This window comes from Aeromonas sp. FDAARGOS 1411 (assembly GCF_019047125.1).
Classification (GTDB): Bacteria; Pseudomonadota; Gammaproteobacteria; order Enterobacterales; family Aeromonadaceae; genus Aeromonas; species Aeromonas veronii.
Map to the genome: position 1 here is coordinate 2325810 of NZ_CP077214.1, position 16647 is coordinate 2342456.

Below are 16647 nucleotides of genomic sequence, written 5' to 3' on the forward strand. Positions count from 1 at the left end.
CCCTCACACTTCGGAGAAAACAGTAGTTTAGCTAGCTATCTCGGGCGGTTGTGACAAGAAAAAATATAATGCAAAGCCAGAAATCTCTAAGTAACTTCTTTTAGGAGGAAACAATCTGATTCAGAAATGGAAATACCATTCTTCGGATTGCACCTCGTCCCTGATTAATCTCATACATCTCAATATATCCCCCCCCGTTACCGGGGGGGTATTTCTATCGATTATCTCAAAGCGGCAGTTAACCCACCAAAAACGCTCTTAACTGGGCAAACTCCGCTGGCAAATTAACGGAGAGCAGCGGCAGCTCGGCGTGCTTGGCGAGCGGGCCGGGCAGCGGTACATCCAGATGCAGGATCTCGTCCACCGACTCCTTGAACTTGGCGGGATGGGCGGTGCAGAGGAACACTCCCACTTCGTCCTCAGCCAGCTGTTCCCCCAGCAGATCCCAGGCAATGGCGCCATGGGGTTCGCAGAGGTAATCCAGCTGGTGCAGGCGTTTGAGCGCAGCGCGGGTCTGGGCATCGTCACGCATACCAGAACCCAGGGTCTCCAGCGCCCAGCCCTTGCGGCGGCACAGCTCTTCTACTCGTGGCCAGTTGTTGGGGCGGCTGACATCCATGGCATTCGACAGGGTTGCCACTGTCTGGTGCGGCTCCCACTGACCGGTTTTCAGGTAGCGCGGCACGGTGTCGTTGGCGTTGGTGGCGGCGATAAAGCGCTTCACCGGCAGCCCCAGCGCCTTGGCGATAAGACCTGCGGTGAGGTTGCCAAAGTTGCCGGACGGCACGCTGATGACCGCCTTGGCGCGATCGGCTTTCGGCAGCTGGGCCACCGCCTCGAAGTAGTAGCAAACCTGCGCCAGCAGACGGCTGATATTGATGGAGTTGGCGGAGTTGAGGCCAATGGCCTTTTTCAGCGCCTCGTCGTCAAAGGCCTGTTTTACCAGCGCCTGACAGGCATCGAAGTCGCCATCGATGGCGATGGTGCGGATATTGCCGCCAAGGGTGCAAAAGAGCTTCTCCTGCAACGGGCTGATCTTGCCCTTGGGATAGAGGATCACTACCTCGATCCCCTCCAGCCCGAAGAAGGCGTGGGCCACGGCGGCGCCGGTGTCGCCGGAGGTGGCGGTGAGGATAGTAATCTTGTCGTTGGTTCTAAAGGCCGCGAGGCACTGGGCCATAAAGCGGCCGCCGAAATCCTTGAACGCCAGAGTCGGGCCGTGGAACAGCTCGAGGGCATAGGTGCCATCCTTGAGTTTCACCAGCGGCGCCGGGAAGGTGAAGGCGGCGTTGACAAGTTCGCTCACCTTCGCGGCGGGCACTTCGTCCCTCAGCAGGTGGCTCAGGATGCGGGCGGAGCGTTCGGCCAGCGGCAGATCCAGCAGGGCATCCACATCGGCGAGCGGTTCGAGTTGTTCGGGGAAGAAGAGCCCCTGTTCGCGACCCAAGCCCTGACGCACCGCCTGCGCGAAGCTCACCTGTTCGCTGTTGTCCTTGATGTTGTAGAGATTCATAGCTCGCTTCCTGTTACCCGTGCCCCGGCCATGTCCAGTTTGCAGACCCGGGCAAATCCATCTTCGTTCTGCACAAAATGTGCTTCCATCCAATCCTTCATCCGCTCGGCCTGCGCCAGCTCCTTCATCACCACGAACACGGTGGGGCCGGAGCCGGAGATGCCGGTAGCCAGCGCCCCGTTCTGGGCCGCCTGCGCCCGCACCTCGGCAAAGCCTTCGATCAGCGCCGCGCGGTAGGGCTCTGCAATCACGTCTTTCAAGACGCTAGCGGCCAGCGGCTCCTGCCCGGTGTAGCTGGCGTGGACAAAGGCAGCCAGACGGCGACCGTAGGTGAGGCAATCCTGACGGCGATATTGGGCCGGCAGAATGGCGCGGGCCGCGGCGGTAGAGACCACAGTGCCCGGGTAGCAGACCACCCAGTACCACTCGTCAAACACCGGAATGCCCTGGCTGATAACGCCCGCCTCCTCCACCACCAGCTGCATGCCGCCGAGATAACAGGGGGCGACGTTGTCGTAGTGGACGGAGCCGGAGATGCGCCCCTCCATCTCACCCATCAGCAGCAGCAGGGCGTGCTCGTCGAGCGGCTCGCCGTGAAAGGCGTTGAGCCCTTCCAGCGCCGCCACCACGCTGCAGGCGCTGGAACCCAGACCCGAGCCGACCGGCAGGTTCTTCTCCAGCACCATCTCGAGCGGCTTGAGACCAAGGCCGCGCTTCTCCAGCGCCTCGCCATAGGCCACCCAGCAGTCGAACAGGATATTCTTTTTCGGATCGTCCGGCAGCTTGTGGGCGTAGCGGCCCACGGCGGAGAGGGCGAACGGCACGTCAGCCGCTTTTACCTGCACCCGATCGCCGAGCAGAGAGCCATCCACGGGGGCGAGCGCCGCCCCCAGTACATCGAATCCCACGCTCAGGTTGGCGCTGGAGGCGGGGGCATAGGCGACCACACTTCTGTCATTACCCATGGCGCCTTCCGTCATATAAGAGGGGTACATGTCTGAACTCATGCTTATAGCTCCTGCTTCCAGTTCTGGGTGCGCAGCACGTCGGCAAAGACGCCCGCCGCGGTCACTTCGGTACCGGCGCCGTAGCCGCGCAGCACCAGCGGGATCGGCTGGTAGTAGGTGGAGAAGAAGGCGAGCGCGTTCTCCCCGTCTTTGACCTTGAACAGCGGCTCGTCGGCACCGACCGCCTTGATGGCGACCTTGCACTTGCCACCCTCGATGGAGCCCACATAGCGCAGCACCTTGCCTTCACGCTGGGCCGCGGCGAACTGGTCGCGGAACCAGCCGTCAGCCTCCGGCAGGCGGGCCATAAAGGCTTCCACGTCGCCGCTCACATCAAAGCCGGGTGGCAGCGCCTGCTCCACCTCCACATCGGAGAGCTCCAGCGCCATGCCAGCCTCACGAGCCAGGATCAAGAGCTTTCGCGCCACATCCATGCCGTTGAGATCGTCGCGGGGATCCGGCTCGGTAAAGCCGTTGCTGCGGGCGATTTGGGTCGCCTCGGAGAAGGCCATCCCCTCGTCCAGCTTGCCGAAGATAAAGGAGAGCGAACCGGACAGAATGCCGTCGAAGGCTCGCAGCTTGTCACCGGCCTTGATGAGGTTCTGCAGGTTCTCGATAACAGGCAAACCGGCGCCGACGTTGGTCTCGTACAGGAACTTGCGGCGAGTCTGGCGGGCAGTGCGGCGCAGCGCCTTGTAGTAATCGAGCGAGCCGGTGTTGGCCTTCTTGTTCGGGGTGACCACGTGGAAACCGGCGGCGAGGAAGTCGGCGTACTGGACGGCCACCGCCTCGGAGGAGGTGCAGTCAACGATCACCGGGTTGATGATATGGCTATCTTCCACCAGCTTTTTCACCCCTTCCAGCGAGAAGCTGTCGCGGGCTTCCGCCAGCTGTTCCCGCCAGTTGGCGAGGTTCAGACCATCCTTGTTGACCGCCATCTGGCGGCTGTTGGCGATGCCGACCACCCGCAGGCCAGTGCCCTGCTCGGCCAGTACCGGTTGCTGGCGGGCAATCTGATCCACCAGCGCGGCACCGACGCCGCCGACCCCGACCACAAAGAGATCGATAAACTGCTGGCTGCCAAAGAAGTTCTGGTGGCACGCCTTGATGGCTTCCGCCACCTTGCGATCCCGCACCACCGCCGAGATGGAGCGCTCGCTCGACCCCTGCGCGATAGCGACGATATTGATGGAGGCTTGCGCCAGTGAGGTGAAGAAGCGGGCCGCCATCCCCTTGCTGGTGCGCATGCCGTCACCGATGAGGGAGATGATCGCCAGATCGCTGATGATATCCAGCGGCTCCAGCAGCTGGTTTTTGAACTCCAGCTCGAACTCGCGCTCCAGCACCTTGCGGGTCTTCTCACTGTCGTAGCTGTGGATACAGAAGCTGACGCTGTACTCGGAGGATGACTGGGTGATCAGCACGATACTGACCCCGGCGCGGGAGACGGCGGAGAAGATGCGACCGGCCATGCCGACCATCCCCTTCATGCCGGGGCCGGAAACGTTGAACATGCACATGCCGGACAAGTCGGAGATGGCCTTCACTTTCAGGTCATCTTCGCCGCTCTCGGGGCCGATCAGGGTGCCCGGCCCCTGCGGGTTGAAGCTGTTCTTGATGAGGCAGGGAATATGGAACTGGGCCACCGGCGCGATAGTTTTCGGGTGCAGCACCTTGGCGCCGAAGTAGGAGAGCTCCATCGCCTCCTTGTAGGAGAGGGTTTTCAGCAGGTAGGCATCAGGCACCAGACGGGGGTCGCAGCTGTAGCAGCCCTCGACGTCAGTCCAGATCTCGCAGCACTCGGCATCGACACAGGCAGCCAAGACGGCGGCGCTGTAGTCGGAGCCGTTACGGCCCAGCAGCACGGTCTCGCCCTTGTCGCTGCCACCGGTAAAGCCCGGCATCAGGTAGAGGCAATCGCTACGCAGCCCCTTGGCGGCAAAGCGCAGGCGGGAGGCTTCAATATCGACGTGGGCTTCCAGATAACCGCCATCGGTCACCAGCAGCTCTTCCGGTACGATCAGCTCCAGATCCAGACCGCGCACCCGCAGCAGTTCGTGCATAAAGGCGATGGAAAGGTTCTCGCCACGGCTCAGAATGCGCGCCTGCACGTTGTCCGGGCAGAGGCCCAGCAGACGAATGCCCTGCATCAGCCGCTCAACCTGATCCAGTTCGCTGGTGAGACGGGCCAGCAGCGCCTTGTCATCGAGCGCCGGATAGGCCGCCTTCAACCCGGCCAGCAGGCGGGAGAAGATGCCGTTGACTTCAAACAGGGTGGAACTGGCATCCATGCCGCGGCTGGTCTGTTCCACCAGCGCCACCAGATGATTGGTCACCTTGGCAGGTGCAGAGAGCACCAGGGCTACCTGAGATTGGCCGTGGGTGTTGACCGCGATATCGGCCACCCGTAAAAAACGCTCTGCATCGGCCAGTGAAGACCCGCCAAATTTCAACACTCTCATCGCTTTCTCTCCCTGTAAATCTATGAAATTCAATCTAAAAACCAATCCAACAAAAAGGCCCGTACTGGGTGGGTACGGGCCTTTTTTGATTTCTGTGCTTGTTCGTCAGCGCATCAACCGGCCCCAGTGCCACCTGTGGTGGTACCGGTAATAATGGTGGTGGTGATAACGTTGGTGAATAACTGCATGACGAACACTCGTTGACGAAGCTGGCTTTTAGCAATACCGCGGCGGGCGATGGGCTGTCAACTTAAACCTCTTTACCAAGTTTGCGCGCAAGGTCTTTGCAGAGCAGGTGGAGCATGTTCAAATCCCGCTGCGGCAGCATGGGCACCCGGTCCATCACCCACTGATGCAGTTTTTCATCCTGTGAAACTCCGAGTTCACCAAGTAATTCTGCTGTTTTGCTTTTCAGCACCCGAACCTGCCCGGCGTTATCAAAATTTTCTGCTACCGCAGCGGCGCCGTCGGCGTTCAGCTCATCCATCAGCTGACTCATCTCGTAGGCGTAGAGCATGATCGCCTGCCCCAGATTGAGGGACGGGTAGCTCACCTTGAGGGGCAGATAGCTGATGAGATCGACCTCGGCCAACTGCTCGTTGGAGAGCCCCGACTCCTCGCAGCCAAAGACGATGGCCACCTTGTTGAGTGAAGGCTTGCTGCGGATCTGCTCGCGGATCTCCCCCGGCGTGAGGTAGTGCTGGTAGCGACCGCGCTCACGGGCTGTGGTGGCGATCACCAGATCCATGTCCGCCAGCGCCTCGGGCAGGGTATCGAACGCTTCGGCCTGAGTCAGGATCTCCTGAGCGCCGTGAGCTACCCAGCTCGCCTCCTCCTCTTCGTGTACCCGGCTCGCCACCAGTCGCATGGCATCGAATCCCATGGTTTTCATGGCGCGGGCCGCCGCCCCCACGTTCGCAGGACGGGCAGGTGCCACCAGGACAAAATAGAGCTTCATCGGGTTTCCTCACAGGCCGGACGGCCTCTCAAACAGACAGCAAACAGTCGCTAAACCATCACCAAAACAGGGGCGCAATCTACCGTTTATCCCCGAAAATTGCCACTTGAACAGACGTTTGAATGTTGCGATAGTGGCCTGACGTGTGAACAAATTACACCCAATCCTTCGCGCTATCGGCCCGACAGATCACAAGGAAGAGAGAGAGATGCAGCAGCCATTGGAACAGGCCGTCGCCGAGACTATCTTGCAACGCTTCGAGTCGTTTTACAGCCGGTTTCTCGAGATAACCCAGGGCAGCAAGAGCCGCTTCGAGAACAGTGACTGGCTGGGAGTGCAGCTCGCCGGGCGCGAGCGTATTCGCCTCTATGACCACCATGTGGGGGCCACCGCCAGCTCCATCCGCCAGATGATGGGTGAGCATCACGCCACTCAGGAGCTGCTCAAGCGGGTCAAAAGCGCCTTCAGCGATCTGCTGCCCCGTTGTGACAACTTCGAGGTGGCGGAGTCCTTCTTCAACTCCGTCTATCGCCGGATCTTTCGCCATCGCAATATCCGTGACGAGAACCTCTATATCCACCCCTTTGTCAGCCGTGGCGAAAAACCGGACCTGAGCGCCCTGCTGCGCATCTATCGCACCGATCTCGCCCACTTGCCGCAGACTTTGAGCCAACTTTTGGGTGATTACAGCTTCACCCTCCCCTACGAGGACAAGCAGCGGGATATTGTCGACATCCACCGCCATCTTGCGGAGAACGGCCCGCAAATACTCCATGACGAACCCTTTGCCATCGAGCTCCTCAAAGAGGTGTTCTACCGCAACAAGGGGGCCTATCTGGTGGGACTGATCCGGGCCCGGGATCAGGTGTTCCCCTTTATCCTGCCCCTGCTCAGCACCGGCCACAGCATCTATGTGGACACGGTGATCTTCGAGCCGGATCTCGCCTCCATCGTGTTTGGCTTCGCCCGCGCCTATTTCATGGTTTATGCCCGCGAACCGGCACTGTTTGTCGCCTTCCTGCGCCAGATCATGCCCCACAAGCCCGATTACGAGATCTACAACGCCATCGGCTGCCAGAAGCACGGCAAGACCGAGCTCTATCGCCACTACCGTCACCATCTGGCCCAGAGTCGGGATCAGTTCATCATCGCCCCCGGCATCAAGGGGATGGTGATGAGCGTGTTTACCCTCCCCTCCTACGATGTGGTGTTCAAGGTGATAAAAGACGAGTTCACGCCCCCCAAGGATGTGAGCCACGAGCAGGTGAAGGCAAAATACAGGCTGGTTAAACAGCACGATCGGGTGGGCCGGATGGCCGATACCCAGGAGTTCACCAACTTCGAGTTTCCACTCGATCGCATCTCGCCGGAGCTCCTTGCCGAGCTCAAGACGGTTGCACCCTCGGCCCTCACCATCAGCGACGACAAGCTGGTGATCAAGCACCTCTACACCGAGCGCAAGATGATCCCTCTCAACCTCTATCTGGACAAGGCGGACGAGCAGCAGACCCGCCTCGCGCTGGAGGAGTACGGCAACGCCATCAAGCAGCTGGCGGCGGCCAACATCTTCCCGGGGGACATGCTGTTCAAGAACTTTGGCGTCACCCGCCACGGCCGGGTGGTTTTCTACGACTATGACGAGATCTGCTACATGACGGAGTGCAACTTCCGCCAGATCCCGCCGCCGCGCTACCCCGAGGATGAGTGGAGCGCCGAGCCCTGGTACTCGGTCGCCCCCAACGACATCTTCCCCGAGGAGTTCGCCACCTTCCTGCTGCAAAAGCCGCAGGTGCGGGAGATCATGTTGCAACTGCACAAGGAGATGTTCGACGCCAACTACTGGAAGATGCTGCAGAGCAACATCAAGGTGGGGGTGTTCGAGGATGTCTATCCCTACCGGCGCAAGAAGCGCTTCAAATACCAGCGCGGCGGCTGATCCCGCAGCGCCCGCGCACATCGCAGCAACGAAAACGGGGTGGCCCAAGCCACCCCGTTTTGCTATCCGCTTTGCGCCTTAACTGCCGCGACGGCGGATCACCCCCTCCTGCATGGTGCTCGCCACCAGCATGCCGTCACGGGTAAAGAACTGACCGCGCACCAGACCTCGGCCGCTGCTGGCGCTCGGGCTGTCTACCACGTAGAGCAGCCAGTCGTCGAAGCGGAAATCCCGGTGGAACCACATGGAGTGATCGATGGTGGCCACCTGCATATCCGGCTCCCAGTACGACACCCCGTGGGGCTGCAGCGAGGTGAGCAGGAAGTTGAAGTCGGAGGCGTAGGCCAGCAGGTATTTGTGCACCCGCAGATCGTCCGGCATCTGACCGTTGGCCTTGAACCAGACGTGGCGCACCGGATCCTGCACCGTCGGCCGAATAGGGTCGACCAGAGTCACCGGGCGCATCTCGATGGGCTGCTCGCAGAGGATCTTGTCGCGCAGGGAGGCCGGGATCAGGTTCTCGTAGGGGCGCACCAGCTCGAGCTCGCTCTTGAGCTCCTCCGGCGGAGTGATGCCGGTGGGCATCTGCACCTGATGCTCGAAACCATCGGCCGGCACCTGAAACGAGGCGTTGAGATAGAAGATGGGCTTGCCGCCCTGAATCGCCTTGACCCGGCGGGTGGAGACGGTCTGGCCGTCGCGGATATTCTCCACGTCATAGACGATGGGACGGGTCACATCCCCCGGACGCAGGAAGTAGGAGTGAAAACTGTGAACCTGACGGCCGGTCTCGACCGTCTGCTTGGCAGCTGACAAGGCCTGCCCCATTACCTGTCCGCCAAACACGGCCCGCAGACCGAGATCCTGGCTCTGGCCCCGAAACAGGCCCTCCTCGATTTTTTCCAGCGCCAGCAACGCCAGCAGCTCATCAAGTACCTTGCTCATTGTTCACTCCTCTATCAGAGCCGCACAGGCTAACAAGCTCACCGGAGCAGAGCAACCGCCACAGCCCCTTCCGCCCGCCAAAGGGAACTTCAAGGGCCATACACCGCGACCAACAGCATTTATCGAGTCTGTTTTTTCCCTGCCGAAACCGCTACGCTGTCAGCAATCGATAGAGGTGAGGTCACCCGCCATGCACATCCGTTATCCGGTAACGCCCTCTGCCACTTATCGACTCCGCTCGTCCCTTCGCCTTCGTGCCACCCTGTTTGCTCTTTCGCTGCTCCCGGCCGCCACTGTGCAGAGCGCGGTAATTATCACCGGCGAATTGCCCCCCTACTCTTCAGCGACGCTGGCCAATGGCGGCGAGCTGGCAAGCAAGGTGCTCACCACTCTCAAAGCGGCAGGCCACCCGGATCTGAGGGTCTCCTACCAGCCCTGGCCGAGAGGACTTAAAAACATCGAGCTGGGCAACGCTATCGCCGCCTTCCCCTTTACCTGGACCAACGAGCGCAGCAACACCCTGTTGTTCAGTACCCCCATCGCCTTCGATATCCAGTCCTGGTACACCACGCCCGACAAGAAGGGGCTGGAATCCCCACCCTGGCAGCAGAAAACCGCCTGCGTGCCCAAGGGGTGGTTCTCCGATGCTATCGAGCGGGTGACCATCGAGCAGAAGCTGATCGTCAGAACCACCAACCGCCTCAACCAGTGTGTCGAACTGCTGAAAAAGGGCAAAGTCGATCTGGTGCCCATCAACGACACCTCGAAAAAGAACCTCTCGGAGGAGGACAACGCCGCCCTCTACCGCCTCTCGTTGTTTCGCCAGAACGTCACCTTCTATCTGGTCACCGCCCGCAATGAAGAGGGAGAGATGTTTATCCGCAACTTCAACAAAGAGTGGATGACACCGGCCAACTGAGGTGTGTGAGAGCAATCATTGCCATATGACCGGAGCCAGCCGGCAGCTGGAGGTCCCCCGCTAGAGATGAAAAGGCCCGCACCTGTTGGTGCGGGCCTTTGCTTGGCCGACTGCGCACTTGAACGGCGCGCAGTTCGCAACGGGTTGTCGGCTTACTTGTTGCCGGTACCGGAGTTTCGGGTAGAAGCTTGCGGCTTGCGACGGGCGGTGGTGGCGCGAGCGCGGGGCTCTTTGCCCTGCATCTCTTTGTGACGCTGTACGGCGCGACGGATCTGGGCGGCCTGCTTGTGACGGCTGGTTTTGCCATCCTGCTGCAGGTCGACCTTGGATTCGGTCTCCGGCGGCAGGTTGACCAGACCGCGCAGGTAGTTCACTTCTGGCAGTTTCAGCTCTTGCCAGCCGCCGCGCGGGATGCCGCGGTCCAGCTTGACGTCGCCGTAGCGGATCCGCATCAGGCGGCTCACCTGCACTTCCTGGGATTCCCACAGGCGGCGCACTTCACGGTTGCGACCTTCGGTCAGGGTGACGTTGAACCACTGGTTCAGACCCTCACCGCCAGCCGGTTTGATCTTGTTGAACTTGGCGGTGCCATCTTCCAGCTGCACGCCCTTGCGCAGACGCTGCAGCATGGCTTCGGTGATTTCGCCAAAGACACGAACCGCATATTCCCGCTCCACTTCGTGGCTCGGGTGCATCAGTCGGTTGGCCAGCTCACCGTCGGTGGTGAACAGCAACAGACCTGAGGTGTTGACGTCGAGGCGGCCGACCGCAATCCAGCGGGCACCTTCCATCTTGGGCAGACGATCAAACACGGTGGGACGACCTTCCGGATCGTGACGGGTACACATCTCCCCTTCCGGTTTGTGGTAAGCCAGTACGCGGCAGATCACTTCCTCTGCTGCACGAGTCTTTACCTGGTGACCATCCACCCGGATCACGGCGTTCACTTCGACGCGATCCCCCAGTGTGGCGACCTTGCCATCCACACTGACCCGACCTGCGGTGATCAGGGCCTCCATCTCACGACGGGAGCCGTGACCCGCGCGGGCCAACACTTTTTGCAGTTTTTCACTCATCGGGGTTACCTGATTGTTGATCGCTGCCCACTAGTAAAAGGGGCAACGGGGTTAACTGTAACAAACGCCGGTTGGAGCACTCACCACAGTTGAATAATGTATATCCCGGTGACATCGGCACGCTTGGGCGCCATTCACCGGGCATCGCTCTCCCCGTCCACCGCAGAGGGCAACAGGGGTTGCAGCTCCGGATCCAGCTCGGGGAGCTGCTCCAGACTCTGCAGATTAAAGTAATCCAGAAACTCTCTGGTGGTGGCGAGCAGCTCGGGGCGACCCGCCACCTCTTTGTGGCCGATGCTGCGCACCCAGCCACGCTCTTTCAGGGTATTCACTATCTGGCTCGACACCGCCACCCCGCGGATCGCTTCGATCTCGGCCCGGGTGATGGGTTGGCGATAGGCGATCAGGGTCAGTGTCTCCATCACGGCGCGGGAATAACGCGGAGCACGCTCGCTCCAGAGCCTTGATAGCTCCTCGGCATACTCCTGACGCGCCTGAAAGCGCCAGCCGGAGGCGACCTCTTTGAGCTCGACGCCCCGCGAGCTGTAATCTTGCCTGATCTCGGCCAACAGCAGCTGAACATAGCGACTGGTCACCGGATAATCGGCCAGCACGCTGCTTTTCAGCTCGCTGACATTGAGCGGACGACCGGCCACGAACAGCGCCGCTTCGATCAGGGTCTTGAGTCGTTCAGTGGGCAGCGCCACGGTTGCCCTCCTCGCTCTGCTCGGCCAATGCAAAATGGATTGGGCCAAGGGGTTCTGCCTGCAGGATCCAGATCAGTTGCTCCTTGCACAGCTCCAGCAGGGCCAGAAACGTCACCAGTACCCCCATGCGCCCCTCTTCGGCGCGCAGCACCTGCTCAAGGCGCAGGGTCTGCCCCAGCGTGAGCATGGCAAGGATCTCCGCCATGCGCACCCGGGTCGGGATCTGCTCGCGGCGGACCTGGTGATGTTCGAAATGAGTCGCGCGTTTTACCACACTTTGCATGTAAAGGGCGAGCTCAACCAGCGAAACATCGGGCGCCAGTGGCTTGAGGGCACCAAAATCGGGGGGCAAGGCAGCGGCGATATAAATCTCCCGCTCTACCCGTGGCAGCTCATTGACCCGCTCCGCCCCTACCTTGTAGCGCTCGTACTCCTGCAGCCGGCGAATAAGGGTCACCCGCGGGTCTTCTCCCTCCTCTTCATCCTCCAGCTCCGGTGCCTTGGGCAGCAGCAGGCGGGATTTGATCTCCGCCAGCCAGGCCGCCATCAGCAGATATTCGGCCGCCAGCTCAAGGTTGAGCCCCTGCATCAACTCCACATACTCCATGTACTGGGCGGTGATCTGCAGGATCGGCAGGTTGAGGATATCGAGCTGCTGGCGCCGGATAAGGTAGAGCAGCAGATCGAGCGGCCCCTCGAAGGTATCGAGGAACACCTCCAGCGCATCGGGCGGGATGAACAGGTCCTGGGGCAGCTCGTGATAGGGCTGCCCCAGGACTTTTGCGATGGGTAGCGCGGCGCCAGCCCCCGTCTCGGCGGAAGGAACTGTCACCGGTTCAGCGACATCACTCAAACGGGGTCGGATCCCCGGCGCCGCGACGACGCAATACCGGCTCGTCGTCAGAAAAATCGACCACAGTGGTGGGCTGCTCGCCCAGATAACCACCGTTGACCACCAGATCGATCTGCTTGCCCAGCTTGTCGAAGATCTCTTCCGGGTCGAACTCGGCCATCTCGGAGTCCGGCAGGATCAATGTGGTAGAGAGCAGCGGCTCGCCGAGGGCTTCCAAGAGCGCCTGGGCAATCTTGTTGTCCGGCACCCGGATGCCGATGCTCTTCTTCTTCTCGTTCATCAGGCGGCGCGGCACCTCTTTGGTCGCCTTGAAGATGAAGGTGTAGGCGCCCGGGGTGTTGTTCTTGATCAGGCGAAACGCGCTGTTGTCGACCTTGGCGTAGGTGGAGATCTCGGAGAGATCGCGGCACACCAGGGTGAAGTCGTGGTTGGCGTCGAGACGACGAATGCGGCAGATGCGCTCCAGCGCGCCCTTGTCACCCATCTGGCAACCCAGCGCATAGCCGGAGTCGGTCGGATAGACGATCACGCCGCCGTTCTGGATGATCTGTACCGCCTGACCGATCAGACGGGCCTGGGGGTTTTCAGGATGTACGTAAAAATGCTGACTCATAGCTTGTTCTCGCAATGGGGGCAGCAATACCTGCCCGCTCGTATGGTCACGGGCCAAAGACCCATGACACTACCTTAACCTGTTTGTGGCCGCTTCGCTGGCGCCGTTATCGACTTGCCAGCAGCTCGGCGTGTTGCTCGGTGGTGAGCCCAAAGTGACCGGGATAGGCCAGCCAGACGGGCATTCCCTCTTTGGGCAGCCAGAGGTGGCGGCCCAGCTCGGTCCAGTTGGAGGGGAAGTGAAAATCCGATCCCACCGAGATATAGAGGTCGTGATCCTTGGCCCACTGGCCCAGATTGGCCCGCTCCTGCGGACTCTGCTGGGGCAATGAGACCTCCATGGCATCGCCACCGACCGCCTTGAAGGCCACCAGCAGCCGCTTGATCCACTTGGCGGTGAGATCGTAACGGCTGGGGTGGGCCAGCACCGCCAGCCCGCCAGCGGCGTGAATGGCAGCGATGGCTTCGCTCATCTCGGGCCACTCGGCCGGGGCATACCCTTTATTGCCACGGCTCAGGTACTTTTTGAATACCTTCTGCATGTTGTCGGCCACCCCGCGCGCCACCAGCACTCGTGCAAAGTGGGCGCGGGTCACGGCAGCATCACCGGCGAGCTGTTTGGCCTCTTCATAGGTGCCGGGGATGAGGCACTTCTCCAGACGACGCCCGATTTCCAGCGCGCGCGCCTCGCGACGGGCCAGCTGACCAGCCAGAAAGTCGGTCAGCTGCGGATTTTTTTCATCCACCCCCAGCGCCACGATATGGATCTCGTGATGCTCCCAGCCGGTGGAGATCTCGACCCCGCTCACCAGTCGCAGCGGCAGTTGCTCGGCTTCGATGGTGCGGCGCACCTCATCAAGCCCGGCGAAGGTATCGTGGTCAGTAACCGCTAACACCTCGACCTGTTTTTCGGCAGCGCGGCGCACCAGTTCGGCGGGGCTCAGCACCCCGTCGGAGGCAGTGGTATGGCAGTGAAGATCGAATCTCATCAGGTTATTCCGCTCTCGTGGTCAGGTCACCATTCATGGCAAATCGGTGAAAGAAGGCTAAAAAGCGACTTGACTTGGCCGCGGCTTTATCGTTTTCTGTAGGCACTTCATTGCAAACTTCTTTTTACAGGACTTTATCATGCAAACGACTTCCATCCTGACCATCTGGTGGTGGCACACTCCCTGACATGCGGGCGTGTGGTCGTTGCTGTACCTGTAATCTGACAGCAAATTAAGAACCCAAAGAAAAAGCCCGCTGACCCCAGCGGGCTTTTTTATTATCCGGCAAATGGACCTGTGATGAAACCGAGAATTCAGACAAGCAAGCTGACCTGGCGATGGCGCCCCTGAACCAGCCACCCCGGACCAATTAAATTTTCAAGGAATTCAACGTCATGAACATCGGTAAAAAGCATCACACGCAAGGGAACGCACTATGACAGCCACACATCGCCTTCCTCTGGGTGAATTCGATACCCTCAAACTCAACGCCCCCTATGTGGCCGATCCGCTGGCGCTCTATACCCGCCTCTGTCAGGGCCGCCCCAACAACCTGCTGCTGGAATCGGTGGAGATCGACTCCAAGGCGGGCAAACAGAGCCTGCTGCTGGTCGATGCCTGCCTGCGCATCGAGTGCCGTGGCCGCACCGTGCGGGTTCGCAGCCTGAACGACAACGGCGCCCAGTTGCAGAGCCTGCTGGCCGAACGGCTGCCCGTGGTGGTGGCCCGCTCGCTGGTAGATGGCGAATTGCAACTCGACTTCCCTGCCTCCGATCGGGAGCAGGATGAAGATTCCCGCCTCAAGGGGAGCAGCGTGCTGGACGTGCTACGCACCCTGCAGCGGGAGCTCGATTGCCAGTTGGGTAAAGAGGCGCTCTTTATGGCGGGCAGCTTTGCCTACGACCTCATCGCCTCATTTGAAGATCTGCCTGAAGTGCCGGAGGGGAGCAACAGCTGCCCCGACTACTGCTTCTATGTGGCCGAAACCCTGATCACCATCGACCATATCGAACGCACCACTCAACTGCTGGCCTGCATCTTTGGCGGCGATAGCGACGAAAGCCTGGTGGAAGACAGATACACCCGCCTGACCGAACGGCTCACCGACTTTAAACAGATTTGCCAGCAACCCCTCTGCGCCGAGCTGACCACCCAGCCCCTGACCGGCGGCATGAGCGTGGACAAGAGCGACAAACAGTTCTGTGCCGAGGTGGAGAAGCTCAAGGGCTTTATCCGCCGTGGCGATATCTTCCAGGTGGTGCCGTCCCGCTGCTTCTCCCTGCCCTGCCCGAGCCCCCTGGCCGCCTATCGCCGCCTCAAACAGACCAATCCCAGCCCCTACATGTTCTACGTGCAGGATGAGGGCTTCACCCTGTTTGGCGCCTCGCCGGAGAGCGCGGTGAAATTCTGCGCCGCCAGCCGCGATGTGGAGATGTACCCCATCGCCGGTACCCGCCGCCGCGGCTTCAACCCGGATGGCAGCATCAACCGGGATCTCGATGGCCGCATCGAGCTGGAGCTGCGTCAGGACGAGAAAGAGGTGGCCGAGCACCTGATGCTGGTAGATCTGGGCCGCAACGACATCGCCCGCATCTCGGAGCCCGGCACCCGCTACGTCAAGGAGCTACTGAAGGTGGACCGCTACAGCCACGTGATGCATCTGGTCTCCAAGGTGGTCGGCACCTTGCGTTCCGACCTTGACGCCCTGCACGCCTATCAGGCCTGCATGAATATGGGCACCCTCACCGGCGCCCCCAAGATCCGCGCCAGCGAGCTTATTCGCATGGTGGAAGGCAAGCGCCGCGGCAGCTACGGCGGCGCCGTCGGCTACATCAACGGCGCTGGCGAGATGGATACCTGCATCGTCATCCGCTCGGCTTTCGTGAAAGATGGCGTGGCCCATGTGCAGGCCGGTGCCGGGGTGGTCTATGACTCCAAGCCGCAAGCAGAAGCGGACGAAACCCGCGCCAAGGCGGCGGCCGTGCTGGCCGCCATCGCCGCCAGCCATGGCACCTCCCTGCAAGCCCTGAGCGCCCAGCAGGAGCAACATAAGGACGTGAGCCATGACTAACATCTTCCTGCTCGATAACTTCGATTCATTTACCTACAACCTCGTCGACCAGTTCCGCTCCCTCGGCTATCCAGTGCGGATCTACCGCAACAGCCTGCCGGCCAGCCGCATCATGAGCGAAATCGCTGCCTGTGAAGGAGACGCCGTGCTGGTGCTCTCACCGGGGCCGGGCGCCCCCCACGAGGCGGGCTGCCTGATTGACCTTATCAAGCTGGCCCGCGGTCAGGTGCCCATCCTCGGCATCTGCCTCGGCCATCAGGCTCTGTGTGAAGCCTACGGCGGCACCGTCGGCGCAGCGGGCGAGATCGTCCACGGCAAGCGGTCCCTGATTGAGCACAACGGCCACGGCGCCTTCGCTGGTCTGCCGAGCCCGCTGCCGGTGGCCCGCTACCACTCGCTGGTCGCCACCTATGTACCGGAAGAGCTGACGGTGATTGCCCACTATCAGGGCATGCCCATGGCTATTGAGCAGCAGGATGAGCGGGTACTGGGCTTCCAGTTCCACCCGGAATCCATCATGACCTCGGAAGGGGCCCGTCTGCTGACTCAGGCGCTCGCCCATATCACCCGTCCAGAAAGCAGTGTGCGGTAAGGAGACC

14 protein-coding genes are annotated in these 16647 nt (G+C 60.9%); 4 read left to right on the forward strand and 10 right to left on the reverse strand.

Going from position 1 to position 16647, the window contains the following annotated elements:
* Window positions 1-238 precede the first annotated feature (238 nt).
* From thrC to I6L41_RS10275, 4 genes are all read right to left on the reverse strand, one after another.
* Complete coding sequence (thrC, locus tag I6L41_RS10260; RefSeq protein ID WP_216958586.1) at window positions 239-1513, reverse strand: threonine synthase; 1275 nt, start codon at window positions 1511-1513, stop codon at window positions 239-241.
* Window positions 1510-2520, reverse strand: a complete 1011-nt coding sequence (gene thrB, locus I6L41_RS10265; RefSeq protein ID WP_040065929.1) for a homoserine kinase — start codon at window positions 2518-2520, stop codon at window positions 1510-1512. The genes thrC and thrB overlap by 4 nt, the downstream gene beginning before the upstream one ends.
* Before the next feature lie 2 nt (window positions 2521-2522).
* A complete protein-coding gene (gene thrA / locus I6L41_RS10270) occupies window positions 2523-4982 on the reverse strand; it encodes a bifunctional aspartate kinase/homoserine dehydrogenase I (RefSeq protein WP_216958589.1) in 2460 nt (819 codons plus the stop codon).
* A gap of 250 nt (window positions 4983-5232) precedes the next feature.
* Window positions 5233-5940: a tRNA/rRNA methyltransferase gene (locus I6L41_RS10275; RefSeq protein ID WP_021231205.1), complete on the reverse strand. Its 708-nt coding sequence runs from the start codon at window positions 5938-5940 to the stop codon at window positions 5233-5235.
* Window positions 5941-6148: 208 nt separating this feature from the next.
* On the opposite strand from I6L41_RS10275, the gene aceK reads away from it, so the two are divergent.
* Complete coding sequence (gene aceK, locus I6L41_RS10280; protein WP_058059117.1) at window positions 6149-7876, forward strand: bifunctional isocitrate dehydrogenase kinase/phosphatase; 1728 nt, start codon at window positions 6149-6151, stop codon at window positions 7874-7876.
* A 78-nt stretch (window positions 7877-7954) separates the two neighbouring features.
* Here the strand turns inward: aceK and tesB are convergent, their stop codons facing one another.
* Window positions 7955-8821 carry an acyl-CoA thioesterase II gene (gene tesB, locus I6L41_RS10285; protein ID WP_005350232.1) on the reverse strand — a complete coding sequence of 289 codons (867 nt, stop codon included), beginning with the start codon at window positions 8819-8821 and terminating at the stop codon, window positions 7955-7957.
* Between the two features lie 190 nt (window positions 8822-9011).
* On the opposite strand from tesB, the gene I6L41_RS10290 reads away from it, so the two are divergent.
* Window positions 9012-9740, forward strand: coding sequence for a transporter substrate-binding domain-containing protein (locus I6L41_RS10290; RefSeq protein WP_216958592.1), 729 nt, complete (start codon window positions 9012-9014; stop codon window positions 9738-9740).
* Between the two features lie 152 nt (window positions 9741-9892).
* On the opposite strand, the gene rluB is transcribed toward I6L41_RS10290, so the two are convergent.
* The 5 genes from rluB to I6L41_RS10315 all read right to left on the reverse strand — a co-directional run bounded on the left by rluB (window position 9893) and on the right by I6L41_RS10315 (window position 13977).
* A complete protein-coding gene (gene rluB / locus I6L41_RS10295) occupies window positions 9893-10816 on the reverse strand; it encodes a 23S rRNA pseudouridine(2605) synthase RluB (protein WP_216958597.1) in 924 nt (307 codons plus the stop codon).
* Between the two features lie 134 nt (window positions 10817-10950).
* Window positions 10951-11523 carry an SMC-Scp complex subunit ScpB gene (gene scpB / locus I6L41_RS10300; protein ID WP_005350230.1) on the reverse strand — a complete coding sequence of 191 codons (573 nt, stop codon included), beginning with the start codon at window positions 11521-11523 and terminating at the stop codon, window positions 10951-10953.
* A complete protein-coding gene (locus I6L41_RS10305; protein WP_216958599.1) occupies window positions 11507-12376 on the reverse strand; it encodes a ScpA family protein in 870 nt (289 codons plus the stop codon). Before I6L41_RS10305 ends, scpB begins: the two co-directional genes overlap by 17 nt.
* On the reverse strand, window positions 12369-12989 hold the full coding sequence (locus I6L41_RS10310) for an L-threonylcarbamoyladenylate synthase (protein ID WP_005338129.1): 621 nt from the start codon (window positions 12987-12989) through the stop codon (window positions 12369-12371). Before I6L41_RS10310 ends, I6L41_RS10305 begins: the two co-directional genes overlap by 8 nt.
* A 106-nt stretch (window positions 12990-13095) precedes the next feature.
* Entirely contained in the window at window positions 13096-13977 is an 882-nt protein-coding gene (locus I6L41_RS10315; protein ID WP_216958601.1) for a PHP domain-containing protein, read from the reverse strand.
* Between the two features lie 436 nt (window positions 13978-14413).
* Between I6L41_RS10315 and I6L41_RS10320 the strand changes: the two genes are divergently transcribed.
* Window positions 14414-16048 carry an anthranilate synthase component 1 gene (locus I6L41_RS10320; RefSeq protein WP_216958604.1) on the forward strand — a complete coding sequence of 545 codons (1635 nt, stop codon included), beginning with the start codon at window positions 14414-14416 and terminating at the stop codon, window positions 16046-16048.
* Window positions 16041-16640: an aminodeoxychorismate/anthranilate synthase component II gene (locus tag I6L41_RS10325; RefSeq protein ID WP_005359135.1), complete on the forward strand. Its 600-nt coding sequence runs from the start codon at window positions 16041-16043 to the stop codon at window positions 16638-16640. The genes I6L41_RS10320 and I6L41_RS10325 overlap by 8 nt, the downstream gene beginning before the upstream one ends.
* Window positions 16641-16647 lie beyond the last annotated feature (7 nt).

Excerpts from the sequence above, each read along its gene's own strand:
- I6L41_RS10310 (WP_005338129.1), bottom strand. The coding sequence starts at position 12,989 with ATGAGTCAGCATTTTTACGTACATCCTGAAAACCCCCAGGCCCGTCTG.
- tesB (WP_005350232.1), bottom strand. The coding sequence starts at position 8,821 with ATGAGCAAGGTACTTGATGAGCTGCTGGCGTTGCTGGCGCTGGAAAAA.
- aceK (WP_058059117.1), top strand. The coding sequence starts at position 6,149 with ATGCAGCAGCCATTGGAACAGGCCGTCGCCGAGACTATCTTGCAACGC.
- I6L41_RS10325 (WP_005359135.1), top strand. The coding sequence starts at position 16,041 with ATGACTAACATCTTCCTGCTCGATAACTTCGATTCATTTACCTACAAC.
- I6L41_RS10320 (WP_216958604.1), top strand. The coding sequence starts at position 14,414 with ATGACAGCCACACATCGCCTTCCTCTGGGTGAATTCGATACCCTCAAA.
- thrB (WP_040065929.1), bottom strand. The coding sequence starts at position 2,520 with ATGAGTTCAGACATGTACCCCTCTTATATGACGGAAGGCGCCATGGGT.
- thrC (WP_216958586.1), bottom strand. The coding sequence starts at position 1,513 with ATGAATCTCTACAACATCAAGGACAACAGCGAACAGGTGAGCTTCGCG.
- I6L41_RS10275 (WP_021231205.1), bottom strand. The coding sequence starts at position 5,940 with ATGAAGCTCTATTTTGTCCTGGTGGCACCTGCCCGTCCTGCGAACGTG.
- thrA (WP_216958589.1), bottom strand. The coding sequence starts at position 4,982 with ATGAGAGTGTTGAAATTTGGCGGGTCTTCACTGGCCGATGCAGAGCGT.
- I6L41_RS10290 (WP_216958592.1), top strand. The coding sequence starts at position 9,012 with ATGCACATCCGTTATCCGGTAACGCCCTCTGCCACTTATCGACTCCGC.
- I6L41_RS10315 (WP_216958601.1), bottom strand. The coding sequence starts at position 13,977 with ATGAGATTCGATCTTCACTGCCATACCACTGCCTCCGACGGGGTGCTG.
- rluB (WP_216958597.1), bottom strand. The coding sequence starts at position 10,816 with ATGAGTGAAAAACTGCAAAAAGTGTTGGCCCGCGCGGGTCACGGCTCC.